This is a genomic window from Paenibacillus sp. S33 (assembly GCF_053615415.1).
This window is the reverse complement of the sequence record NZ_JBSIEZ010000001.1, coordinates 5,374,139-5,399,003: the sequence shown is the minus strand read 5'-3', so window position 1 is coordinate 5,399,003 and position 24,865 is coordinate 5,374,139. Positions and strand designations below refer to the sequence as shown.

The following is a 24,865-nucleotide window of genomic DNA, read 5'->3' as shown; positions in this document are numbered from 1 at the left end:
TTGTGCATATAGGAGACTGAGAATGGACATTAAAACGCTCAAAACATTTCAAATGATTGTGAATTACGGGAGTTTTATGCGTGCGGCGGAAGAGTTGAATTATGCACAATCTACCGTGACGATGCAAATACAGAAGCTGGAGTCCGATATGGGAATTCAACTGATCGAACGGGGCAAGAAAATAAAGTTAACTGAAGCGGGCAGGATGTTTTACGAGCAAAGTCTACATATTGTAAAGGATATGGAGCAATTGTATGAAAATATGGACAATCTGCAAAGAGGGACTACAGGTAACATTCGTATAGGAGTGACCGAACCGACTGCCAGTTATCGACTACCAGAAATTTTAAAACGCTTCTTAACCCATTATCCGAATATTCGGGTTTCTGTTGAGTTTGGGAATACCCCTACCTTAAGCGAGCGTATTCTCAAGGGAGATATTGACTTAGCGCTGTGTTCCACACCGGATGTGGGCACAGAGCTATATTTTGAACCTTTATTTAAGGAGAATTTTGTAGTTTTGATGCCTGAAAATCACCCGCTTGCGGAAAAAGAAAACATTGGACCAGAGGATTTACAGGGGCATCGGTTGCTTATTACATCGGCCACCTGTCCATATCGTCGCAAACTTGAAATGGTCATGAAGGAATATGGAATAACCACGCTAGACACGATGGAGATTGGCAGCATGACGGCTCTGAAATTTTATGTGGAAAGCGGTTTGGGTACTGCCCTTGTGCCACAAATTCTGGTCAGTCCTATCCCGGCAGGAGTAGCGGTGAGGGAATTAAGCGGCAGCCTGATCGATATGACCTTCGGCCTTCTTTGCAAAGCAACAGACTATCCGCTAAGGCTGGCAAGCTCAAGGCTATATTCTGTGTTGAAGGAGGAGCTTGGGGAATGGTCCTCGGTGCATTGAGCTAGAGTAGCGAGTATGCAGGGAATTGTGTTTTCTGTCATCTTATGATGTAAATGCAGTACGGTATAAAACCGACTGCAATCGGCAGTCGGTTCGGTTTGTTTACTTTTTCTTAATCGGAATCCAAACTTCACTTCGGTAGTCTTCAGCATGTGAATCTCCCATAGTATACACTTCTAGTTCCGGGCCGCCTGAATGCTCATAATTACTGGCAGGGAACCATTCCTGAAAAATTCTTTGCCATACCTTTTGGATCGAGTGAGGCATAGGGCCGATGGATGTAAACACTGCCCAGGTTGAAGCCGGAATGGTTCTGGATTCCAGCCCATTCGCGGTCGCTACGTCTTCGCTGCCTTCTGCGGCGATTAAGTAACTAAACGTCTCCTCCCCATGTTTCATGTCCAAGCATATACCGAGTATATCGTCGCCTGTCCCCAAGGCATGAATCCGATCCGATGTACCATCCGCATTCAGTTCGTTCCAGAATTTTGGGATTTCTCGAAGATTATCGCCGTTCTTAGTGGTGACTTGAATGGACTTGCCAATGACCGTAAAGGCCGTTTTCTCTACAATTTTGTAATCCATTTCCTGATCTCCCTTCAACGATAGATGGAAGGTGATGCGTGGAAAGGCTTTCAGGTTTACCCCAGGGCTTCTGGCCTCAGAGGGAGAAATACCGTGTACCTTACGGAACGCTTTAGAAAAAGATTCGGGGGAATCATATCCGTATTTGAACGCTACATCCAGCACCTTGGCGGAAGAAAGACTCAATTCCTGAGCAGCCAAGGTCAATCGACGTTTGCGTACATATTCTGCTACCGTGACGCCGGTTAGCATATGAAACATACGCTGAAAATGGAAAGGAGACGAATAGGCTGCCTTTGCAATTTCATCGATATCGAGTGGCTGCTGCATTCTCTCTTCCATCAGATCCAGTGCGTCCTTGATCCGAAGTAACCATTCCAACCGCATCACCTTCCTTGGTTGTAATCATATCATTAGGAGTATCTGTAATCCTGTCTTTGCGTGCTCTTGTTGAACAGGTTCTGTCGCCTAGTTTAATGTGGCTTGTACTTGGTTTCAAGACATAATTTTACGCTAAAATTTTGGAGAAACAATGTGCCTGCCCCCTTGTGTTCATAATTAAAATTTGGGACAATGAAAGAGGCGCTTAAATAGCGCAGATAGCTTAAACATGCTATGATGCAATGATGGTTGAGAAGAATGGTGCGTGCTTAGTTTTATATAGAGGAAGACGAATTTGAATGTTTTGAAAAGAGGATCGAACATGAAAAAAGAATCCATTTATGGATTAACGCTAGATCAATTGACAGCATGGCTCATCGAGCATGGACATAAGAAATCCCGGGCATTGCAGGTATGGGACGCATTGTACCGGAAGAGGGTTACTGATTTTGCAGCGATGGCAGAGGTACATGAGGATTGTACTCGCCTGTTGGCAGAGCACTTTTCCATTGAAACACTTGAAGAACACGTGAAGCAACAGTCAGCAGACGGGACGGTCAAGTTTTTGTTCCGGCTTCAGGATGGTAATTTGATTGAGACGGTATTGATGCGGCATAAGTTTGGCTTATCCGTATGTGTGACTACGCAGGTAGGATGTAACATTGGGTGCAGCTTCTGTGCGAGCGGATTGTTGAAGAAGAGCCGTGACCTGTCCAGCGGTGAAATTGTAGAGCAAATTATGAAGGTTCAGCTGTATCTGGATCAGGAACGTCCGGGCGACCAAGTCAGTCATGTCGTGGTGATGGGAATTGGCGAACCGTTTGATAACTTCGTGAACCTGTCCGATTTCATTCGGGTCATTAAGGATCACAAAGGGCTGGCGATTGGGCCGCGGCATATTACCGTTTCCACAAGTGGACTTGCCGATAAAATCATTGAATTTGCAGATTCCGACCTGCATGTCAATCTGGCGATCTCCCTCCACGCTCCGAATAATGAGATTCGTACTCGCATTATGAAGATCAACCGTGCGATTCCGATTGAGAAACTCATGCAGGCGATTGATTATTATTTGGACAAAACAAATCGTCGGATTACGCTGGAGTACATCCTGCTGAAGGATGTTAATGACGGTAAGGAGCATGCGCTCGAACTGGCTGAGCTGGTGGGCCATCGTCGTAATCTGGCCAATGTAAACCTGATTCCGTACAATCCGGTGGATGAGCATAGCCAATACCAGCGGAGTGAGTCGGAGTCGATTACGGGCTTCTATGATGTGCTGAAAAAACAAGGCATTAGCTGTAGTGTTCGGCTGGAGCATGGAGTCGATATTGACGCAGCCTGCGGACAGCTACGTAGCAAGCAAATTCGCAAGGATGCCAAGGGTAGCCGCAATGCGGAGCGCGAAGCCATTAGTTAAATACACAAGCGTACTCTCTAACAGGAGTACGCTTTTTTATATCACGAGTCGTAGGGCGAAACGTTGCCCTAAAATGTGAAAATAGTCACGTAATAGTTGCTGCTTTTACGTTATAGTGAGTGGTTAGTGGAGGGGTTATATGGCTAACGTAATTTCGAATGTGGCGCTCGTTCCGGGCATCTATGTGATGAAAATAGAGGGAAAGTTTAAAGGGAACATGGGGCAGTTTTACATGCTGCGCAGCGGGACAGGTTATCCACTGCTGCCCAGACCCATCAGCATTTATGATATCGGGGAAGAGAGTATTTCCTTTTTGTACCGGGTTGTTGGAGAGGGGACAAATTTGTTTTCCCAATTACAGCCTGGTCAGGAGATTCAGTTAGAAGGACCTTTCGGAAACGGTTTTCCGCAGGTAGAGGGTAGTTTGGCTTTAATCGGCGGTGGCATGGGTACAGCTCCGTTGCTGTTGGCTGCAAAGTACTACCCGCATGCGCATGTTTACCTGGGGTTTGCACAGCAAGCCTTCGGGGTTGAAGCGTTCGAAGCTGTGGCGGCATCTGTACAGGTCAAGGTAGGGGGAAGCATCGTCGAACAGGTCGATCCGACGCTTTATGCAAATATGTTCTCCTGCGGGCCAACTCCGATGTTGCAAGCACTCGCCATGAAAACGGTGGATACGTCGTCCCGTTTATATATTTCAACTGAAAGACACATGGCCTGTGGTATTGGCGCATGTTTGGGCTGTATGATGCGTACCCGTGGAGGCAATCGGAGGGTATGTAAAGAAGGGCCTGTATTCCCGGTGGAGGAGGTGGAGTTCGATGATCTCCATGGCGTGTAATATTGCGGGTGTACCGTTCAAGAACCCAATCATCATGGCTTCCGGTACGTTTGGATTCGGACGTGAGTATGCGGAATTTTATTCTCCTGAATTATTGGGCGGTATCGTCGGCAAGGGACTAACCCTGCATCCGAAGGCTGGTAATACGGGATCACGAATACATGAGACAGCATCCGGCATGCTCAATAGTGTAGGGCTGGAGAATCCGGGGGTTGCCGCCTTTTTGAAGGATGAACTGGATGACATGACTCACTGGAACACGGCTATTATTGCCAACGTAGGCGGCTCCAATCTGGAGGAATATGTTCAGGCCGTAGCGATGATTACGGAAAACGCGCAAAAACGACGCACGATGAATCGAAGAGGCGTCGATATGCTGGAATTGAACATTTCGTGTCCCAATGTGAAGCAGGGTGGAATGCAATTTGGTATCCAGACGGAGGTAGCGCGGGAGGTTGTGCGTCAGGTGCGCAATGTGACTGCGCTTCCGTTGGTCGTCAAGCTGTCTCCAAACGCAGAGAACATCACGCAGATGGCGGTTATGTGCGAGGAAGAAGGCGCAGACGGAGTTTCGCTGATCAATACATTTTCTGCAATGAAAATAGATATACGCCGGCGTCGCAGTGTCTTCGCCAACACGTATGCTGGTCTTTCCGGCCCGGCAATTAAGCCAATTGCCTTGCGCATGGTTCACCAGGTGGCACAGGCGGTGTCGATTCCGGTGATCGGGATGGGCGGGATTAGCTCGGTAGAGGATATTATTGAATTCACCATGGCAGGGGCCGCTGCCATTCAGGTGGGAACGTACAACTTTGTCCATTTACATGCAGGGGCTGAACTGGTACATGGACTTGAACAATGGATGCAGCGGGAAAAGGTGCAGTCATTGGATGAGATACGGGGAATTTTGTGAATTTGAAACCTTTTAGCATACACTAATTCATATAGAACCGGCTTGTCTTTAAAAGACAAGCCGGTTTTATTTATTTACTGAAATAGCCAAGCTTCAACTAGTGGTTAATATCGCACTTGTTCAAGATGAACGAAATTTGATTTTCCAGTCGATGGATGGCATCCTCGGATGCCTGGTCGTTCGCACCTTGTTCCTGAAGCGCGGCGAGTTCCTGTTTTAGTTGATGAAGATCCTGCCCTGCATTGGCGCAGTTGTAGTTACTTTCGAGATTTTCGATCATCCTATATCCTCCATTTCGTTAGGTATACGTCCTTATTATGGAGAGTTGATACTTCCTTATTCAGCATATTGTCTTAATTCAGATAAAGTTTACGTTGTTGTCGCTGGAATGCATAGAGCTTGCAGATGAAGAAGGAAATTGTCAAACGGTGTCGAATAACAAGGGATTATAGGGAAAGAGATAGGCTCTTTTTCCTAATGGAGAGCTTGACAAAGAAGCTGGGTGATGGGGTTGCGGTTAATAGGTAAGTCGAAGCCGAGACGACAATTCAAAGTTTCGCTACAATTCATGATTATTATTTTGGTTGTTTTAGTTATTATTATTTCCTTAATTATATCCTTGCTTCTCATTCGTAATTTCGTAATTAACCAACATTTTGATAATACGAAGGAAAAACTTTCGGGTATTGCCAAGGTGGTCGCTAGTGACAACGATGTTATTCGTAATGTTGAGCAGGGAGTCCCTGTGAAGCAGATCCAAGACTACTCGCTTGGAGTCATGCACAACGTTAATGTGGATTTTGTAGTCATTCTGAACCACGATTTAATTCGGCTATCTCATCCGAATGCAACGATGGTTGGCAAACCGTTCTCTGATTTGAATGATGCCAGAAGAGCGCTATCCGGTCAGGGACATTTTTCTGAGAATATAGGTATTTTGGGCAAAGGTTACCGATATTTTACGCCGATATTTAATCAACAGCATGAGGTCATTGGCATTGTATGTGTAGGGCTGACCATGAGGACCCTAAATCATGATTTGATGCAGGCGCAGTATACCATTTTTGGGGGGCTGATGCTGGGGCTCTTTAGTGGAGTTCTGGGCGCGATCATTCTGGCTCAGAAAATCAAAACGATTTTATTTGGGCTTGAGCCGCAAGAGATAGCAACACGATTGCGCGAAAAAGAAATTATTGAAAATGAGGTCGCTGAAGGAATTATAGCCATTTCGGCGGACAAAAAAATTATGCTCATGAACAAAGAAGCCCAGGCCAAGTATCAACTGGCAAACCAAGAGATAAAAGCCCCGATTGGAGAGCAGATAGATACCAACTTTTATAACGTGCTCTTCAAGAGAGTGTTTGATGATAAGAAGAAGATCAAGGATCGCTCATTTTATGTGAATGGTATAGAAGTCATTGCGACAGTAACCCCTATATATATTGAAAATGAGTTTTTTGGGGCGGTTGCAACGTTACGCGACCAATCCGAGATGATTCATCTTAGTAACCAGTTAAGTGGTACAAAATATTATATTAACTCCCTTCGCGGACAGACCCATGAATTTATGAACAAAATGCACGTAATATCCGGGCTGATTGAAATGAGGAAATATGCGGAGGTCAGTCAATATATTCAGCAGCTAAATCACCGATATCAAGATGAGGTAGGCTTTCTGACTGAGAGAATTAAAGTTCCGGCATTAGCAGGTTTTATTATGGGTAAAATCAACGAAGCACGCGAACAGAATATTTCGGTTCTTCTTGCAGAAAGCTCGAATGTCTCTAATGTGGAGATGCAGGATATCGTTCATGATGTCATACACATCCTGGGTAATTTTTTTGACAACGCCATAGATTCCATCTTACAAAAAAAAGAACCCGGCAAAATTGAGCTGAAATTGAACTATGAGTGTGAGGGAAATGTATTTATTTTGAAAGTGAAAGATAATGGGTTGGGGATTGATTTTGAGATGCAAAAAAGAATATTCGAGCATGGCTTTTCAACCAAAGGAGAAGACAGAGGCTACGGCTTGAATCTGGTTAAAACCATGGTGGAAAATCATCAAGGAATCATTGAGCTTGATAGCCAACCGGGTCTGGGAACAAGTATATATGTAGAGTTGCCCTGTACATTGGAGGTGACAACTGAATGAAAGTTCTAATTGTTGAGGATGATCCGATGGTTGCTGAGCTTAATCAACAGTTTATCGAGCGCATGGACAATTTGGACGTTGTATGTAAGGCAGATACCGTCAAGAAAGCACAAGACTGTCTCCAAAAGTGGAAACCGGATCTGGTATTACTGGACGTTTATTTACCTGGAAAAAGCGGATTAACTTTATTATCACATATGCAGGAGCATCAGTATCATGCTTCAGTTATTTTAATTACGGCTGCAAAAGATATTCAGACGGTGAAGGAAGCTGTTTTTTATGGTGTTGCAGACTATTTAATTAAACCCTTTACATTCGAACGCTTTAGACTGGCTGTTGAGAAAATCCAGCGCCTAGCCACGGTGATGGAGGAAGGGAACGGAATTAATCAAGCTGTCATTGACCATTATTTTAATAAAGAAGAGTATACGGGTGTGGAGAAGAAAAAACCTGTTGAACATCCATCGCATAATCTACCGAAAAACCTGTCTAAAAATTTGTCCAAACTGACCATGACCACGATACTGAAGAGTATTCAAGAGCTGGACGGACCATTCTCGGTTGAAACGTTAGCCAGAGAAGTGGACTTGTCCCGTATCACGGTAAAAAAATATATTCAGTTCCTGGTGGACGATGGCTTCCTGGTTGAATCGATAGAATATCACAAGGTTGGCAGGCCGCTAATGCTCTATCAGTTGAATCCTGATGTAAAAGAACCGCTATTTCCATTGTAATCTGGAAATAGCGGTTCTTTTTTTGTTCACAAGAGTACCGAGCTTCCTAATTATTTCATAGAGAGAACAGGAAGTGGGACTAGGTTATCTGAAGAATGAGTTGTAACGATATCATGGAAGTTGTCATAGCTAGTTTCAATCATGTTGGATAACGCCGTAACGGTATTCGAGCCAGCATGAGGCGTTACCAAAACTCTTGGATACAGCTCCACAAGCTTCTGGATCGTTGGGTCCGGGAGCATTTGCCATGGTTCAAAGGCTCTAAAGAATAATTCATCTTCTTTAGGGAAGACATCCGTAGCGAAGCCTTCCAGATGGTTACTGAGCAAAGCGTCCAAAATAGCTTGGTTATCTTGTAATTCTCCACGTGATGTATTGATGAGAATAGATCCCTTTTTCATTTTTGCTAAAAAGCTGGCGTTAATCATTTTGTCGTTCTGTCCCGGCAGATAAGGAACATGCACACTAACGACATCACACTCTGCTAGTAATACATCCAAGGTCGTGAATGGAATGACTTCCTTGGCCGCGTCCGATTGGTACACATCATAGCCGATAACAGAAGAACCTAATCCTTTAAATAATTTGGCTTCCGTCAGACCGATGCGGCCGACCCCAATAATCCCAACTTTACAATTGTGAATCTCTTTGCTGAATGTATGCTCGTCCACAATGAAATTTTTGAACGAGCTTTTGGTAGTCATATAAGCGGTGTGTCGGAACAGCATCATTGCTAAGGTTAAGGAGAGCTCGGCGATGGCATTCGGAGAGTAGGATGGCACGCGTGCCACCTTCATTCCGAATTCGCTGCAGGCATCCAAATCAATGTGGTTGATTCCGACTGTTCTGGTAAAAACATATCGAATGCCGTATTCATTGAATTTTGTGATATTTTCCCGATTGGCAGCACAGTTTCCTCTTAGCAAAACGGCATCGTGATGCTGTGCCAATTCTGCATTGCTAGTGGTTAACAACTCTTCTACCAGCGTTAGTTGAAAGTTATATTTATTGAGATCCTGGAAATAGGGTTTCTCATAAGAACGGACACCATAGCAAATGATTTTTAACATGTTGTTTTCCCCCTGATTTAGAAAATTCCAATTTTATCAATGACATTGAGCGTAACGATCCACACTGGAATCATGACGACAGAAGTAATAGTTGATAGAAGCGATGCATTGGAGGTCAATATGGCTTCCTTATCAAAACTGATCGCATAGGCTGCGGCTACGGTAGCTGTTGGAGTAGCCATCATGATGACAATAGTAGCTAAAGCGACTGAATCGACTGACAGAATATGAGATACAGTCAACAAAGCCAGCAAGACGATGTTAACAATAGGTACAAGCCAAACCTTAACTATGCTGTAATACCAAGAGGTCTTATCAGTAGCTGCCGACTTGAAGCTGATCTCCCCTAATGTCGAGCCAATCGATAACCAGGCTAACGGAGAAGCTAGTCCAGCAAGGTAGGTCATGGGCTTGAACAGCCAGACAGCGGTTTGATCAATTCTTAGAAAGGCGAACTGCTGAATGGCCCCATCCTCTGTAGCTACACTCATCTGTGGCAAATAACCTTGAAACAACCAAACAAACAAGCCTAGAAACGTGGCGATAACGATTGGATTCAAAAACATGGTTTTGAGATTTTTAAGCTCCATTTTCAAGCCGCTCATTTTGATATAGCCATAGGAGTATAAGAAAATGCGGTACCCTATGTTAAAAATGGAACTGTACATCACTCCGGTAGGACCGTAAATGGCTCCGACAATTGGAATTCCGAAGAAAGTCGTAGAACCGAAGATGGTTAACACCCGTAAAACATCCTGTTTATCCTTGTTGTAGCTCAGAAAGAACGGTTTAGAAATAAAGATGAGAATAATATAAATTAGAACTCCCCATATTAAAACATTAATTCCTTGTTTTAACATTGTAGGATTAATGTCCTGCATGAAAGAATTAAAGGCTAGTGCTGGTAGAGCCACGGTTAGAACAACCTTGGATAACAACTTTCCTACTGCTGCGTTAAAAATCCCCTTCTTGCGGCAAAAGAAACCAAGAAGGATAATAAAAACGGTGGAAGCGATAGAACTGACAATTTTGTTATCTGTTAAGGTCGCTGTAATCATTTCTAGTAAAGACATAGATAAAACCCTCTCTTGTACCTTTTTTCACATAAATGACGATGCAGAATGTGACGATGCAATTCCCTGATCTTTTGGCCAAAGTGTTGGTTTGCACTTTTATAGTAAAATGACTTTGTGAAAAAAAGAACAATATCTAATTAATTTAACTTATGAAACTAATTTAAAAAATTTATACGTTACATCAGATGGCAAATGAAACGAGAGGGGACGTCTTCACGGAATGATTATTTCTTGGCTTTGTGAGTGCTCATCAACATTCGTGCTATAATGTAAATCATTAAAACCCACTTGATTAGTGGGTTTAGTAGAAAAGACGAGCAGGAGGGGCCGCATGAATCCGATACAACATATACTGGACGAATTTCAGCTGATCGTGCTGGACGGCGCAATGGCGACCGAGCTGGAGCGTCATGGACATGATCTGAACGATAGCTTATGGTCAGCTAAAATCCTTCATGAGCATCCGGAGTCGATCAAGCGTGTGCATAGAGATTATTTTGAGGCTGGGGCAGACTGTGCGATTACTGCGAGCTATCAGGCTACCGTTGAAGGCTATGTTAAACGAGGCCTAAGCGAAAATGAGGCGCTGGAGCTGATTCAATCATCGGTGCGGATTGCTGTGCAGGCACGCGATGAGTTTTGGGCTGACGTGACGGCTACTGCAAGTCAGCGGCATCGTCCCAAGCCGCTAGTGGCGGCCTCTGTAGGCCCTTACGGGGCGTTTTTGGCAGATGGATCAGAGTATCGCGGCGATTACAAACTGAGCGAGGAACAGCTAGTGGAGTTCCACAGGCCGCGTATGAAAGCTCTGATTGAGGCGGGTGCAGATATTTTAGCTTGTGAAACGATACCCTGTCTGGTTGAAGCCAAGGCCATCGCCCGATTGCTGAAGGAATTCCCTGGCACGTATGCCTGGATCAGCTTTAGCGCAAAGGATGGGCAGCATATCAGCAATGGTGAGTCTGCCGCTGCATGTGCTGAGTGGCTGAATGGGCATGAGCAAGTGGCTGCTGTAGGAATCAATTGCACTTTGCCGAAATTCGTTCCATCGCTTATTCACGAAATACGCAGCCACACGGATAAGCCTGTGGTGGTATATCCCAATCTGGGGGAGGAATATGACCCGGTCACCAAGACATGGCACGGCAGCACTTGTACAGAGACATTCGGACAAAGTGCCCGCCAATGGTATGAAGCGGGAGCTCGTCTGATTGGCGGTTGTTGCCGGACTCAGCCGCAGGATATTAAAGAAATAGCATCATGGTCGAGAGATGAATAAACGGAGATAAACGATGGTCCGAAAAAAACAAGCAGGCTGAACCAAGTTGTGCTCCAGTAATGGAGGGGCTTGGTTCAGCCTGCTTTGTCTACTACCTTCGCCGATCCGGTCAGCTTTCTGCCAAACGTTCCAGCAGCGCGTCTCCATTGCGGCTCACCCGAATATGGGCAAAATGTGCGTTCTGTTCTACAGTACGTCCGGTTCCCTCAGGAATGAAATAATTCTCAATACCGTACAGAATACGGGAACCATACCATTGTCCATTTAGAATGACCTCATGGCTGGCAAGTTTTTCACCATCTTGATATAGGCGATCCGCGACGTATACTCCTTGGCTATCTGGTGTGAGAACGACTTTGACCTTGCCTCGGCTCCATTCCTCCTCCTGAAGAGGGGTCTTGGAAGGCGGGGTAGATATGTCGTAATTCAGTGCCACATAATCGCCTTGCAGCAGGGAGCGCGGGTCTATAGGAGCCAGTTTGAGCTTAATGGAAGCCCCTGTGGCGAGCAGGGTTTCACTTCTCGCCGTCTGATAGCCGACGATCCCCAGCTGTAGCACGATGACAATGGCAATGAGTAACGGGCTTAAGCGCATAAAGCTAAAGCTGCGGTGGTCGGCATCGAATGCTGCTTTGCCGCTATGGGCCATTCGCCGATCCGCCCACCAGGTAATTCCGAGCGCAATGATCCCCAGTAGCGCCAGCGTAAAAGATTTATACAGTAGCGTCCACAATAAATCATAGTATTTGAAGCCGATAAAAATAAACCAGAAGACAACGCTCGTGATGGCCTCCGATTTTTGTTTCAGACGGGCAAAGGCAAAGACCATCCCGGTAACGATAACAAAATAAAAAATGTTAATGAACATATAAGAGTGTGGAACGACATCCTCGAAAAACGTCGCCCAAAACAGGAACAGCAAGCTGAAAAATAATGAGCTATTCCGTAGATGTTCTTTTAACTCCGTCTTGGATATAAAGTAACTTACCCCATATAACACGGCATTGACGATGAAAAGAGAGAAGATGATGAACTTATAGGTCCAGTTCCAACCATCCCACTCCTGATACTGCTGAAATAAAATGGTCGCCAGATTCAGGTTTACAAAGGTGTAGGCAAAAAACAACTGCCTTTTCCCCTTGGAGCGAAACCATCCAGCGATGGAAACGATCAGAAATAATACCGAAAGCAGCGACTGATCTGACCATAGAATGGCCGCCAAGCCTGTAATATAGCTGATGGTCAGCAGTGTATAACGTATTACCGAATCCAGCTTGGATTCCGGTATGACAATCATCGAAATCATAAGCAGCAACGACACAACCAACAGTACATATTCGGTGTGGTTTACATTCGTGCTAATCATAATCAATCCGATGAGAGATATACTACCGATCAGCACTCCAACCACTTTGATCACACGGGATACGGTTTTGCTAATCCATTCACTTCCATGTTCCTCGTGGACGGTCGTCTCATTCTTTGATGTACTGATGTCCGTTGTCCCTGCTTCCGGCAGTGTTTTCCCCAAACGATTCAAATAACGGAAAAACCACACGTTACCCGTCAACAGTAGCGCCACAAAAATCAAACCAAAAACAAAAAACAGAGATGAGGAGTACGCCTCAGCCAGCTCTATAAATTTAAAGACAGCAAACGCCGAAAGTGCCAATGCATTCAAGGTCAGTAGCGTTTTATTCAGTCGCACCTTGATAAATATATAAAATCCTAAAGTAATCACAGCCATATGCGGTACATTCATGATCAGGCCATACTCATCAAATGCAAAAGAATTGGTCATCGCTAACAGGGCTATATGGAAAACCGTAAAGCTCATATATTGTAGTGGAGCAGAGTGTATACGATGAAGGAACGTCAATAAAAATAGCAGCAGATTGACTATTGCGAACATTCCGGCAATGGACAACGATTCCAGCTCGCTATAAGGCACACTTTGCATCGTAGGGTAAAAATAAAGCCACAAACCAAGATGAATTAGTACATAAGACAGCATATAAAAAGGATTGTAGCGAGTAATCCAGCTAAGCAGTAGAGCCGGCACCGACCAAATGAAAAACAATCCGTAGCTGTCCGCATGGGAATTGTAAATTTGACCGAGCAATGCCACGGAAACGCCAAAGGCTATACAGCCAGCCACCAAAAACATATTAGACAGAAAAGCTTGTTGACCGGGAACAGCACGTATCCGTGCAAATACAAAAGACAAGCCGTAGAACAGAACAATAAGTGCAGCAGCAAGTACAATCTTGAATGTCCGATCCAGTTCACCCCAATTGGAGGCGAAAAAATAAATAATTGCGGCCAGTATCAGTGAGATGCCCAGCAGATAGCCCGTACGTATCGCATTGAATCGCAGCATGGATTTCACGTACCTTTCCTGTTGGTTTGATGCCTATTATAGCGTTGAAAGGGCTCAGAACCAAGTGGGAATTAGGATCAGGTCATAAAAAGAGAGACACCGTATACGGCGGCTCTCTTTAACGTTACTGGATTCCGACTAAGCGTTGACGGTACGAATCTCTTGCCGGGACTGATGTCGGAAGCGATACTCACGCGGTGGAATCCCTGCTGTTTTCTTAAATGCCTTGGAAAAGGTGGACATATCGGTATAGCCGATGGACTGGGCTATGATCGACAAATTGTAAGTCGTCTGCTCCAGTAATCTTTTGGCTTCGTTAATCTTGAGGTTTTGCAAATACTTGGCGGGAGAGATGAGGAAGGTGGAATGGAATTTACGTGAAAAATGCGCACGATCCACACCTACATGCTCGGCAATTTGTTCAATCGTAACACGGTCACAATAATGCATTTCAATGTAATCTTTCCCCTGCTGGAGCCAATAATCAGAGCATACAAAGTTGCGCAGCACGTCAGATGTGTTGCGGGATAACTCCTCGAAGATCTGGTGCAGTGTAATCAAGCGGGCCAGATCGCTGCCCTGTCTGCTGTTGTCGTGTACGATGGAAAACAGGTTGGAGATAAGTCTGAGGATTTCCTCGCTCACTGCGTTAGCCATAAATGGCGTAGAGGGATTAATTCCGATCCGCTCCAGCAATGCGAGGGACTTGGGTCCCTCAAAGGCAATCCATACCTTTTGCAACGGGTGCTCCTGATCGGTGTAATATTCATGGGCAAGATGCGGAAAAAAACAGAATAAATCAGACTTTTGGACGCGGTACTTTTGTTGCTTATAAATAAACTCAGCCTGACCTTCAAGTACAAAAATCAAATAAAAATAAGGAACAGCCTTGGGACCGACATGGCAGCTTGTTTTCGAAATATCCATACCTAGTCTGACAGGCCAAACGGCGCTGGATTTTTCCAGTTCGGTGGCTGTGAAATAATGGTCTTCCACGATGTCGAAGTGATCTTCATTTTTTGCTCTTTTCATAACTTGTCACCTCTCCTTTGGTGGAGATAAGGGAATTTTGATTTTATTGTATATAAAGGAAAGCATAATTACAAGTTAATTCATTGGAATTAAGGGTTATATAATTAAAACGAGGTATGCCAAAGGCTCCATGGCCGGTTGAGACGAGCCTTGGAGCCTTTTAAGTTCTATATTATGAGATGGAGATTAGTCTATATTTATACGTTCAGGATTCCTCCTTTTGGAGTAACGTTGAAGGCTTTGGCCAGATCGGCCAATTCCTGATCTGTAATCCGTTGCTGAATATCATGGTGAGCAATGAGCATATAAATTTGCGCTGCTTTTTCAATCGTTTCAATCAGGCCAAATGCTTCATCAATGGAGCTGCCCGTTCCGAAAATGCCATGATGAGGCCATAATACAGCGTGATGATCCTTCATTTTTTTAGCCGTTTCGCGGCCGATTTCGCTGGAACCTGGTACCATCCAAGGGATTACACCGATACCGTCTGGGAAGACGACAATACATTCAGTACACATTTCCCACAGCGTTTTGGTGAATTGGTTTTCGTCCAGACTATGAATGAAGGTCATGGCAATAACATGGGTGGCATGATTATGAATCACAACACGATGGTTAGGATCGACCTTCAAGCGCTCAATGTGGCTCATAAAATGGGAAGGCAACTCACTGGTAGGCACTGCGCCATGTTTGAGGCCCCACAAGACTTCCAATTGCTCGCCATCCTGGGAGACACGAAGGACTCCTAAGTTAGCTTCTGGATCTGCAATTACGTTTTTAAAATATTTCCCTGATCCGGTGACGATAAAATATTTACCAGCCAGTTCATTCACCGGGAAAGCAGGTTTAATCGTCCGAATGACCTGATGAATATCTATATATTTTGCAACCTCAGCTTCATCCAGAATATAGCTTACATTACCTCCATTGCGTTCATCCCAGCCGAATTTCCACATGTTTTGTGTAATTTCCGCCATCTCGCGAACAAATGGGATATCCAGTCCCGATTTTCGTTCTTTTTGATTCTCCAGTACAGTAGTCATGGATAATCTCTCCCTTTTGGATGATATGAATATAAGCATTATCAGTACAGTGGTTAACGTTTCAGAAGTACCTGTTGTTCATAATTTTTAACTTCGGCCAGCCATTCCTCACGAACAGGAACGCCGTTTTGAGCGCAATAGTAATCCCATATGGCACCAAACGGATACGATTTAAACTCTTCGACCAGAGCAAGACGAGTGGTAAAGTCCCGTTCCTCTTCCGCCTGCTTTAATGCTTCAATCGGTTCGAGCATAGCGCGAAGCAGCGCTTTGATCGTGTTGCGTGTTCCGATGACCCATGCTGCTACATGATTGATACTTCCATCAAAGAAATCAAGACCGATATGGGTTCGGGAAAGCAATTCACCGCGAACCAGCTCACGGGCAATGTCTAGCAATTCGTCGTCCATCGTCACGACATGATCACTGTCCCAGCGAACCGGTCTGCTGACATGGAGCAATAATTGATCGGTGAACATCAGCACAGAGGACAGTTTGTTCGAAATGACTTCGGTTGGATGGAAGTGACCAGCGTCGAGACAGATAGATTTACCGCGTGTCAGGGCGTAACCCATATAGAATTCATGGGAGCCCACGACATAGCTTTCCGAGCCAATGCCAAACAGCTTGCTTTCAACCGCATCGATGTTGTATTCTTCACTGATTTTCTCGCTGAAAATTTCGTCCAAAGCATCACGCAGACGTTCTCTTGGAGCCAACCGATCAACCGGAGTATCTTTATAGCCATCCGGCATCCAGTGGTTTGTGACACAGGGCTGACCGAGTTCTTTTCCAAAATGCTCTGCAATCCTGCGTGATTTTTTGCAGTGTGTGATCCAGAAATCACGAATTTCAGAATCCTTATGGCTCAGTGTGAAGCCGTCTTCCGCTTTGGGATGGGAGAACAGCGTTGGATTAAAATCAAGCCCAAGCCCTTGCTGCTTAGCCCAGTCTACCCAGTTCTGAAAATGGCGTGGCTCCAGTTGATCCAGATCCACTTGTTCTGTGGTGTCCGCATAGATTGCGTGCAAATTGACCTTGTGTTTACCCGGAATGAGTGATAGAGCTTTTTCTAAATCCTGACGCAATTCATGCGGCGTGCCTGCTCTACCCGGGTAGCTGCCCGTTACGGCAATCCCCCCGCTAAGCTGTTTGTCTTTGAACAGAAATCCCTGAACATCATCTCCCTGCCAGCAGTGCAGTGATATTTTGATTTGTGAAAGCTTCCGTAAAATGTCGTCAACTTGAATACCGTGGCGGGCATACAGCTTTTTCGCTTCGTTATAACTGGCTTCAATAGCTTCGTTCATGGCTTTACTCCTTTATTGAGATATGTGAATAGAGGATGTTGACTGTATCTTAAGGTGCTCCCAGCGATGCAAAAGTTCTTGCATGCCTTCCACCGATTGTGGCTCATATAGCCGAGTCGGAAAGGAGCGGGCGATGGTTCGGCCAGCAGCTTTGAGATCCTCAAGAACACCAGAGCTAATTAATTGCACGACAATATTGCCGATGGCCGTAGATTCGGAAGGACCTGCCTGAACCTCAATTCCCAAGAGATCGGCGGTTAGCTGACATAGTAATTCGTTGTTAGCGCCTCCGCCGACAATGTGCAATCTGGTAATCGTTTCGTCTGTTAAACATTGCAGTTCGTGTAAGGCATCGCGGTAGCTTAAGGCCAGACTGTCAAAAATACAGCGGGCGAGTGAACCCGGCGTCCTGGGGATGGGCTGGCCTGTTTCTTCACAGAATCGCTGGATTTCAACGGTCATACTATCCGGGTTTAAAAAGGATGACTGGTTACAGAGGACGAGACTGACAAACGGTGCCTCTGCTGAAGCCAGTTCGGCCAATTCGGCAAAGCTATGTGCGGAACCGCCCTCTCTCCTAACCTCCTGAATCATCCATAATCCCATAATATTTTTCAGAAAACGGTACGTACCGTAAGCGCCCCACTCATTCGTGTAGTTCCCCTGCATGGCTGCCTTGGTATTCAAGGCTTCGGATCGTTCCATTCCCAGTAGTGACCACGTTCCGCTGCTAATATAAGCCCAAGGTTCTTCCCGCTGTGACGGAACACCTGCAACAGCCGATGCAGTATCGTGAGTCGGCGCAAGAATGATCTGACAGTCCGGAAGATCGTATTTTTGAACAAGCTCCGGCAAAAGAGAACCCAGAACCCGTCCAGGCTCGGCAAGCTCTGAAAACTGATTGCGTCGCAGTTGGAGCAGGGAGAGCAGGTCTTCATCAAACTCTCGGGAGTTCACGTTGAGAAGCTGCATCGTGGATGCATTCGTCATTTCATTGATCATGATGCCTGTCAGGCGATAGTACAGATAATCGGGGACCATCAATATTTTATCCGCCTGGGCAAGCTGTTCCCGATCATGGACGAACAGTTGATACAGGGTATTAAAGTTTAATTCCTGAATGCCTGTTTTCTCATACACAGCCTCTCGACTGATGTGCTGGTGCAGCCTGTCGGGTGCATGGAGGGTACGTGCATCCCGGTAAGCGTATACCTCATGAATGCGGTTACCTTTCTGATCAAGCAGCACGTAATCTACAGCCCATGTATCAATGCCGAGCGTACAGGAATGAATCCCTTTTTGTTTAGCTTTTTGCAAGCCCTGAATAATCTCATTTAATAGTTCGTCGATATTCCAGTAATCGTGTCCGTCCTTTTCGGTAAAGGAGTTGTTGAAACGGTGAAGCTCTTGCAAGTGTAGCTGGTCACCTTGCAGAGTTGCACTTACGAGCCTTCCGCTTGAAGCTCCAATATCAACAGCAAGATAATTATTCATATCCAATCTCCTTGCATGGATAAAATACGGGCAGCCTGAAAGTCTGCCTTTTGTTTTCTTAACTAACTCCATACTACTTCCGTTTTTCTTTGTAGTCAACAGAAACGGAAGTTATATTTGTGGTTTTATTTTTGTTTTCTAAAATTATAATTAAAATTAAGTGTTGTTTTGTATGCATTTTTGTTTTTTTATCTGTTTTCTACAATCAGGATAATGCAAAGTCCTCACAATATATATACCTTGAACAAAGGTCGATTTGATTTTACGATATTCCAATTGTGGAAGGTTCTCCAAATGCCGCTGTCTGTATGAAAAATAGTCTTGAAACCGCCCGCCAGAGGGTGTAGTATACAAGATATCAATTTCATATGACTCGTATAATATTGGGGATATGGCCCAAAAGTTTCTACCGGATGACCACTGTAATCGTCCGACTATGAGTGATAGCGCATCGGCTTTGGATGAATGCGGGCATTTATTTGTGCGCCAATCCGTCAGGGATGACAACCCCAAGGACAGGCTTCACTTGAGAAACAACTCAAGGGAGCCTGTCCTTTTTTGGTTTTGGCAGGTTTTATACTATTTTAAAGTACAGAAGGAGCGATACTCGCATAATGAAAGCTTTGGAGGAACGTATTCGTCAAGAAGGACAAATTTTATCTGACACCGTATTAAAGGTAGATTCATTTTTGAATCATCAGGTAGATACAGCATTAGCATTGGAGATTGGTAAGGAGTTTGCACGCCTTTTCGGCAGTGCTCCGATCACCAAGGTGCTTACAATTGAAGCTAGTGGTATTCAATTTGCTATGGCTACTGCTATTGCCTTGGGGGTCCCGTTCATTTATGCGAAGAAAAAGAAGGCAATCACGCTAAATGAGCAGGTATACTTCGCAGAGGTTCATTCGTTCACTCGGCAGGAAACCTATCAGGTGAGCATTTCCCAAAAATATCTCGATGCTAGCGACCATGTGCTGATCGTGGATGATTTTCTGGCTACTGGCGCAGCCTTGGTTGGACTTACGGATATTGTGAAGGAAGCAGGAGCGGAGCTGGCCGGGGTTGGCTGTGTAATTGAGAAGAGCTTCCAGGAAGGCCGTGGACTGTTGGAGCAAAGAGGCATTGCTGTGCGCTCTCTTGCGCGTATCGCTTCCATGGCACCAGGCGAGGTTCATTTTATAGAGGAAGCTGGAGCGGTGATTCCTCCCGTTAAGGAGAATGTGGGATGCTAAGTAAACAAAAGTTATTCGCGCTGGGCTTCCAGCATGTCATGGCGATGTACGCTGGAGCAATTGCTGTACCTCTAATTGTAGGAGGAGCATTGCACCTGACACCAGCCCAGATGGCTTATTTGGTGGCTGCCGATCTGTTCACTTGCGGGATTGCTACGTTATTACAGATTATGGGGACACGCTTTTTCGGTAGTAGACTGCCTGTCATTTTAGGCTGTACATTTACGGCAGTAGGGCCCATTATCGCGATTGCTTCGACCTCAAATTTAGCGACAGCGTACGGTGCTATTATTTTGTCCGGTATATTCGTGGTGTTAGCAGCACCTTTGTATGGCAAGCTGCTACGCTTTTTCCCGACGGTCGTTACGGGTTCGGTCGTTACGATTATCGGTCTATCTCTTATTCCGGTGGCGATGAACAATGTAGCAGGGGGTCAGGGTAGTTCGGATTTTGGACAGCCGCGCAATTTGCTGCTGGCGTTAGTTACACTACTGGTTATTCTGCTTGTGAATCGGTTGGCAAAAGGCTTTTTGCGCTCGATTTCCGTGCTTATTGGTCTGTTCGCGGGCACAGTGGTTGCTTATGCGATGGGAATGGTGCATTTTGCTCCCGTGGCGGAAGCCTCATGGGTGAGTGTCGCGCAGCCGTTTTATTTTGGTAAGCCAGAGTTTAGCATGATGGCAGTATGTACGATGATTATCGTCAATATTGTCAGTATGGTTGAGTCTACAGGCGTTTATCTGGCAGTAGGCAAAGCGATTGATCAGAAGGTGGAACAGAAGCAGATCGTCAATGGTCTGCGTTCCGAAGGACTCGCGATTATGCTTGGGGGTATTTTTAATGCGTTTCCTTATACAGCTTTTTCGCAAAATGTTGGCCTGATCTCACTCACACGCGTCAAATCGCGGAACGTTATTTTTGCTGCGGGCGGGATCATGGTTGTTCTCGGTTTGCTGCCTAAGCTGGCTGCCTTAACGACAGTGATTCCTAACGCTGTGCTAGGCGGAGCGATGATCGTCATGTTCGGCTCGGTTGCTGCATCAGGCATGTCTATTTTGTCAGAAGTGGATCTGCGGAAGGAAAGCAATCTGCTGATCGCAGCATGCAGTATTGCCGTGGGCCTAGGCTCTGCCGTTCTGCCACAAATGTTCGACCAGCTGCCGAGCTTTGCCAAAATGCTGTTGCAAAATGGTATCGTTTCGGGTTCGATTACAGCGATTGTCTTGAACATTGTTTTGACGAGAAAACAAGGGGAATCGGTCAAAAGCGTGACGGTTTCGGAGGTTCCACAGAAGGTTTGATGATTAGGAATAAATAAAGATAGCCGGAGAGAGGACGTATGCCTCTTTTCCGGCTTTTTGGCATGGAGTTATCCAGATAGTAGATCCCCTTGCCGTCTGGGGACATATAGATAAAGCTGCGGGATGAAATGGGTAGCTCTAATTTGGTGCATTTTCCAGTTTATGCGCTAGAAGAACTTGCTAGAGTGGTAGGAAGGGGCATGGTATAATCTAAATTATGGATTTTGAATAGTGGTGGATGTTTTCGGACCACGGTGCAGCTTCCCGAAAGGGGGTGAAGCCGATGGTCAACCTTGTGTCGTGCTACGATGTGTTGCGTTGGATGGTTGCGTTACTAAGCCTGGTGTTTAGTATTCGTAAACTTTATCGCTGGCTACGTCGGAAATTTCGGAACAAGCGAAAACCCACCGCGTAATTAGGTTAGGCGCCTAACGGTGGGTTTCGTTTGCATTAACATTTAGTTGTGCAGCGCGCCGTGGTGGTGATCCACAGCCTTTCAAGTCCTAAGAGTCTTTGCCGTTGGCGCGGCGAAGGCTCTTTTTAGTATACGGACACGGTGGTTTACTCTATACCTAATTTTAACACTTCAATTGCGTGCACGCAATTGAAGGTTATGTCTTGTTTCTACCTTATCGTTCAAATTTGAATTATTGTGCAGCATTTATTGACAAGCCTGTGACAACAAAATAAGATCGTAATGGAAAGAAATAAAGGAAGAAAACAGGTGTGAGCCGGACGACTCTATGTACGGGGTTTTGTTGAGACCATGTGGATAGTTGTTGAGCGTGTTCACTTAAAAGGGAAGTTCGGTTAATTCCGACACGGGCCCGCCACTGTATACAGGCATCAGCAGGATACTGCTGGAGCTTTCAGAACAGCCACTGGAACTGTGAAGAACCGGGAAGGCCTGAAAGATACGCCTGGAGTCAGGAGACCTGCCTGTTTTGACATCACTGTCAGACCCACGGGATGCTGGGGAGGTGGTTAGGCGTGCTGCATACGGAATGTTTGAAACCGATCTGACCCCTTCTATGTTTTTGGAGTTGGCTTCGAGGTGTGTTTTGACATTTTATAATGAAAGCATTTCTGACTGCTGATCAAGTGGTCTGGAATGCTTTTTTCGCGTTTTGCGTTAGGTTTATATGATTTTACAAGATAGAGGGGGATTCATCGAATGATTAGCAATCGTAGCAGGCGCTCATGGTTGATATGTACAGGGGTGATGCTGTTACTGGCAGTTATGGCTCTTTCGGGATGTACTAGCAATAAGACGTCGAATAGCTCCGGCAAAGATGAGAACGCGTCAGTACAACAAACAGCGACAGGTAAAAAGCTGGTAATGGCGTATACATGGAAACCGTCAGGTGTTGACCCGCACGGAGATAATAGCTGGGATGTGATGCGATCCGGTGCAGGTGAGACACTGGTACGTTTGAATGAAAAGCTGGAGCCTGTGGCTTGGCTGGCAAAGGAGTGGAAGCAGGATAGTCCTACAGTTTGGACGTTCAGCTTGCAGGATAAAGTCACTTTTCATAATGGAAAGAGTATGGATGCAGCAAGTGTAAAAGAATCTTTGCTACGCTCTATCGAGAAAAGCCATCTGGCGAAGGATTTACTGAATGTGAAGTCCATTGATGTAAGCGGCCCGCTGGCCTTAAAGATCACGACAAACCGGCCGAATGCGGCGTTGGTGTCCAATCTAGCTGATCCATCGACGACTGTACTGGATGTGGCATCGATGAAAGATGAGCAGAGTTACCCAGCGATGACAGGCGCCTTTAAAATTAAAGCGTTCAACAAGGACCAATCCTTGGTCGTAGAGCGTTATGACGGATACTGGGGCGAGAAGGCCCGGTTGGCTGAGGCGACAATGAAGTTCATTACGGACGGGAATTCGCGCCTGATGGCGCTGCAATCCGGCGAGGTGGACGTAGCGACGGATATTCCGGTTGATAACGCAGAGGTACTGAAAAAGAACGACAAGCTACAAGTGCTGTCGGCTCCCTCCTTGCGCACCCATATGATCGTGTACAATATGGAATCCCCAGTATTCAAGGATGCGGCGAACCGTAAGGTGGTGGACAGCCTGATTCCACGCACATCGATTGTGAGCGCCGTCATGAGGGGCTTCGGTACGGAAGCAAGCAGTCCGTTCCCGAGCATTCTTCCCTTCGGTAAAGTTGAGCGTAAAGCGCTGGACGGAACGGCGGATCAGCTGTTAACGAAGGATGGCTGGCAGAAGGACGCCCAAGGGACATGGACTAAGCAAGGCAAGCCGTTCGAGGTTACGCTGCTGACTTTTCCTCAGCGTCCAGAGCTCTCTGTTATGGCTGAGGTCATCCAAAGCCAATTGCTGAAAGAGGGAATCCAGGTCAAGATTCGCAAGGTGGAAAATATCGACGAGGCGTTGACCAAAAACGATTGGGATTTTGCTATGTACAGTATGCTTACTGCTCATACAGGAGAGCCACAATATTTTATGGACATGTTTTATTCTTCGCAAAGCGAAGCCAATGTAAGCCGTTATAGTTCCAAACCGCTGGAGAGTATTCTTAACAGCTTGAAGCTGGCGAAGGATACAGCGCAGCGTAATGCTGTGACACTACAAGCGCTGGATATCATCAATACGGATTTGCCACAGTCCTTCATTGTGCATCCTGACAATGTGTTTGGTGTGAAAAAAGGGGTAGAGGGTTTTACACCCCATCCGATCGAGTATTACTACATTACAGCGCAATCCGATATTGCGGAATAACGAGCGGCGTATCCTATGATTCGTTTTATACTGGAACGTGTGGCGCAGCTGCTCATCATTGTATTCGTTGTATCCACGCTGACTTTTGTACTGATGCGGCTGGCTCCTGGAGACCCTGCTACCATTTTGCTCACCGCGCATAATGTCCCTGCCTCTGAGGAGGCGTTGACGACGCTACGGCAGGAACTAGGCTTAAACGAACCGTTTCATATTCAATATGTGAACTGGCTGCGGGATGTGTTCACAGGGCATTGGGGCACCTCGTATGTATCCAAGGAATCCGTGCTAGCCGAACTGTGGAACAGACTGCCTGCTACTGTGGAGCTAGCTGCTGCGGGCTTTGCCGTCATGACGGTGCTTACGCTGGGGTTGGGGCTGGCTGCCTCGCTAAAAATTAGCGGCCCATTGGATCGTCTGGGCAGGCTGTTCGCCCTGCTGGGATCGTCGATCCCCTCTTTTTGGCTTGGGTTTCTGTTGATCTATCTATTCTCCGTTCGCTTGGGCTGGCTCCCATCCATGGGAAGGGAGGATTGGACACATTTAGTGCTCCCAGCGCTGACTCTTGGCGCAGGTTTGGGAGCTGTGCAAGCCCGTGTACTACGCGCTCAAATACTGGAGCTGGGTGACCGGAATTTTGTGAAAGCAGCGAAGGCTCGAGGCTTTTCCCGTATGCATATCCTGTTTTTTGAGATATTTAAGCATGCGGTTCTGCCTATAATTACACTGCTAGGTACCAACCTATCATTTATGCTGGCAGGTAATGTCATCGTAGAGACCATTTTTTCATGGCCGGGGTTGGGCAAGTATTTTATAGATGCAATTACACAGCGAGATTATCCGGTGATTCAGGGATATGTTATTTTCGCCGTATTTTTAATTGTAGGAGTTCAGTGTTTGGTGGATGTGGTCCAGACGGCAATAGATCCGAGGCTGCGTTTGCGTTAA

Annotated in this window: 20 protein-coding genes and 2 riboswitches; of the genes, 11 read left to right on the top strand and 9 right to left on the bottom strand. The window is 45.8% G+C overall.

Features of this window, described 5'->3' with window-relative positions; genetic code table 11:
• Window positions 1-22: 22 nt before the first annotated feature.
• Entirely contained in the window at window positions 23-919 is an 897-nt protein-coding gene (locus tag ACWGXJ_RS24485) for a LysR family transcriptional regulator (protein ID WP_452567773.1), read from the top strand.
• A gap of 102 nt (window positions 920-1,021) precedes the next feature.
• Here ACWGXJ_RS24485 and ACWGXJ_RS24480 read toward each other — a convergent pair whose 3' ends face one another.
• Complete coding sequence (locus ACWGXJ_RS24480; RefSeq protein ID WP_452567772.1) at window positions 1,022-1,891, bottom strand: AraC family transcriptional regulator; 870 nt, start codon at window positions 1,889-1,891, stop codon at window positions 1,022-1,024.
• 316 nt (window positions 1,892-2,207) lie between these two features.
• Here ACWGXJ_RS24480 and rlmN point away from each other — a divergent pair, with 316 nt between their 5' ends.
• From rlmN to ACWGXJ_RS24465, 3 genes are all read left to right on the top strand, one after another.
• The gene (gene rlmN, locus ACWGXJ_RS24475) at window positions 2,208-3,305 is read left to right on the top strand and encodes a 23S rRNA (adenine(2503)-C(2))-methyltransferase RlmN (protein WP_023991003.1); all 1,098 of its coding nucleotides are present in this window, start codon (window positions 2,208-2,210) and stop codon (window positions 3,303-3,305) included.
• Between the two features lie 139 nt (window positions 3,306-3,444).
• Complete coding sequence (locus ACWGXJ_RS24470) at window positions 3,445-4,146, top strand: dihydroorotate dehydrogenase electron transfer subunit (RefSeq protein WP_452567771.1); 702 nt, start codon at window positions 3,445-3,447, stop codon at window positions 4,144-4,146.
• Entirely contained in the window at window positions 4,127-5,059 is a 933-nt protein-coding gene (locus tag ACWGXJ_RS24465; RefSeq protein WP_061829812.1) for a dihydroorotate dehydrogenase, read from the top strand. Before ACWGXJ_RS24470 ends, ACWGXJ_RS24465 begins: the two co-directional genes overlap by 20 nt.
• A gap of 97 nt (window positions 5,060-5,156) precedes the next feature.
• On the opposite strand, the gene ACWGXJ_RS24460 is transcribed toward ACWGXJ_RS24465, so the two are convergent.
• On the bottom strand, window positions 5,157-5,339 hold the full coding sequence (locus tag ACWGXJ_RS24460) for a hypothetical protein (RefSeq protein ID WP_061829813.1): 183 nt from the start codon (window positions 5,337-5,339) through the stop codon (window positions 5,157-5,159).
• 225 nt (window positions 5,340-5,564) lie between these two features.
• Here ACWGXJ_RS24460 and ACWGXJ_RS24455 point away from each other — a divergent pair, with 225 nt between their 5' ends.
• A complete protein-coding gene (locus tag ACWGXJ_RS24455) occupies window positions 5,565-7,214 on the top strand; it encodes an ATP-binding protein (RefSeq protein WP_452567770.1) in 1,650 nt (549 codons plus the stop codon).
• Entirely contained in the window at window positions 7,211-7,948 is a 738-nt protein-coding gene (locus ACWGXJ_RS24450) for a response regulator (RefSeq protein ID WP_061829814.1), read from the top strand. Before ACWGXJ_RS24455 ends, ACWGXJ_RS24450 begins: the two co-directional genes overlap by 4 nt.
• Window positions 7,949-7,998: 50 nt before the next feature.
• On the opposite strand, the gene ACWGXJ_RS24445 is transcribed toward ACWGXJ_RS24450, so the two are convergent.
• Together ACWGXJ_RS24445 and ACWGXJ_RS24440 are read right to left on the bottom strand one after the other, a co-directional pair.
• The gene (locus ACWGXJ_RS24445) at window positions 7,999-9,018 is read right to left on the bottom strand and encodes a 2-hydroxyacid dehydrogenase (protein ID WP_452567769.1); all 1,020 of its coding nucleotides are present in this window, start codon (window positions 9,016-9,018) and stop codon (window positions 7,999-8,001) included.
• A 17-nt stretch (window positions 9,019-9,035) separates the two neighbouring features.
• Window positions 9,036-10,091 (bottom strand): AEC family transporter, encoded by a 1,056-nt coding sequence (locus ACWGXJ_RS24440; RefSeq protein WP_440723356.1) that lies wholly within the window; start codon window positions 10,089-10,091, stop codon window positions 9,036-9,038.
• A gap of 334 nt (window positions 10,092-10,425) precedes the next feature.
• Between ACWGXJ_RS24440 and mmuM the strand changes: the two genes are divergently transcribed.
• Window positions 10,426-11,373 carry a homocysteine S-methyltransferase gene (gene mmuM, locus ACWGXJ_RS24435; RefSeq protein WP_254349852.1) on the top strand — a complete coding sequence of 316 codons (948 nt, stop codon included), beginning with the start codon at window positions 10,426-10,428 and terminating at the stop codon, window positions 11,371-11,373.
• A gap of 109 nt (window positions 11,374-11,482) precedes the next feature.
• On the opposite strand, the gene ACWGXJ_RS24430 is transcribed toward mmuM, so the two are convergent.
• The 5 genes from ACWGXJ_RS24430 to rhaB all read right to left on the bottom strand — a co-directional run bounded on the left by ACWGXJ_RS24430 (window position 11,483) and on the right by rhaB (window position 18,632).
• Window positions 11,483-13,753, bottom strand: coding sequence for a GDYXXLXY domain-containing protein (locus tag ACWGXJ_RS24430; protein WP_452567952.1), 2,271 nt, complete (start codon window positions 13,751-13,753; stop codon window positions 11,483-11,485).
• Between the two features lie 138 nt (window positions 13,754-13,891).
• Window positions 13,892-14,785 carry an AraC family transcriptional regulator gene (locus ACWGXJ_RS24425; protein WP_165178138.1) on the bottom strand — a complete coding sequence of 298 codons (894 nt, stop codon included), beginning with the start codon at window positions 14,783-14,785 and terminating at the stop codon, window positions 13,892-13,894.
• Between the two features lie 197 nt (window positions 14,786-14,982).
• Window positions 14,983-15,828, bottom strand: a complete 846-nt coding sequence (rhaD, locus tag ACWGXJ_RS24420; RefSeq protein ID WP_452567768.1) for a rhamnulose-1-phosphate aldolase — start codon at window positions 15,826-15,828, stop codon at window positions 14,983-14,985.
• A gap of 53 nt (window positions 15,829-15,881) precedes the next feature.
• Window positions 15,882-17,138, bottom strand: a complete 1,257-nt coding sequence (gene rhaA / locus ACWGXJ_RS24415; protein ID WP_452567767.1) for an L-rhamnose isomerase — start codon at window positions 17,136-17,138, stop codon at window positions 15,882-15,884.
• Window positions 17,139-17,150: 12 nt separating this feature from the next.
• Complete coding sequence (rhaB, locus tag ACWGXJ_RS24410) at window positions 17,151-18,632, bottom strand: rhamnulokinase (protein WP_452567766.1); 1,482 nt, start codon at window positions 18,630-18,632, stop codon at window positions 17,151-17,153.
• A gap of 353 nt (window positions 18,633-18,985) precedes the next feature.
• Window positions 18,986-19,089: riboswitch (purine riboswitch) on the top strand.
• A gap of 157 nt (window positions 19,090-19,246) precedes the next feature.
• Here rhaB and ACWGXJ_RS24405 point away from each other — a divergent pair.
• The 4 genes from ACWGXJ_RS24405 (at window position 19,247) to nikB (ending at window position 24,865) form a co-directional block, all read left to right on the top strand.
• On the top strand, window positions 19,247-19,864 hold the full coding sequence (locus ACWGXJ_RS24405; RefSeq protein ID WP_025720187.1) for a xanthine phosphoribosyltransferase: 618 nt from the start codon (window positions 19,247-19,249) through the stop codon (window positions 19,862-19,864).
• Window positions 19,858-21,165 (top strand): nucleobase:cation symporter-2 family protein, encoded by a 1,308-nt coding sequence (locus tag ACWGXJ_RS24400; RefSeq protein WP_061829823.1) that lies wholly within the window; start codon window positions 19,858-19,860, stop codon window positions 21,163-21,165. The genes ACWGXJ_RS24405 and ACWGXJ_RS24400 overlap by 7 nt, the downstream gene beginning before the upstream one ends.
• Before the next feature lie 753 nt (window positions 21,166-21,918).
• Window positions 21,919-22,122: riboswitch (cobalamin riboswitch) on the top strand.
• A gap of 217 nt (window positions 22,123-22,339) precedes the next feature.
• The gene (locus ACWGXJ_RS24395) at window positions 22,340-23,920 is read left to right on the top strand and encodes an ABC transporter substrate-binding protein (protein WP_452567765.1); all 1,581 of its coding nucleotides are present in this window, start codon (window positions 22,340-22,342) and stop codon (window positions 23,918-23,920) included.
• A gap of 15 nt (window positions 23,921-23,935) precedes the next feature.
• Window positions 23,936-24,865 carry a nickel ABC transporter permease gene (gene nikB / locus ACWGXJ_RS24390; protein WP_452567764.1) on the top strand — a complete coding sequence of 310 codons (930 nt, stop codon included), beginning with the start codon at window positions 23,936-23,938 and terminating at the stop codon, window positions 24,863-24,865.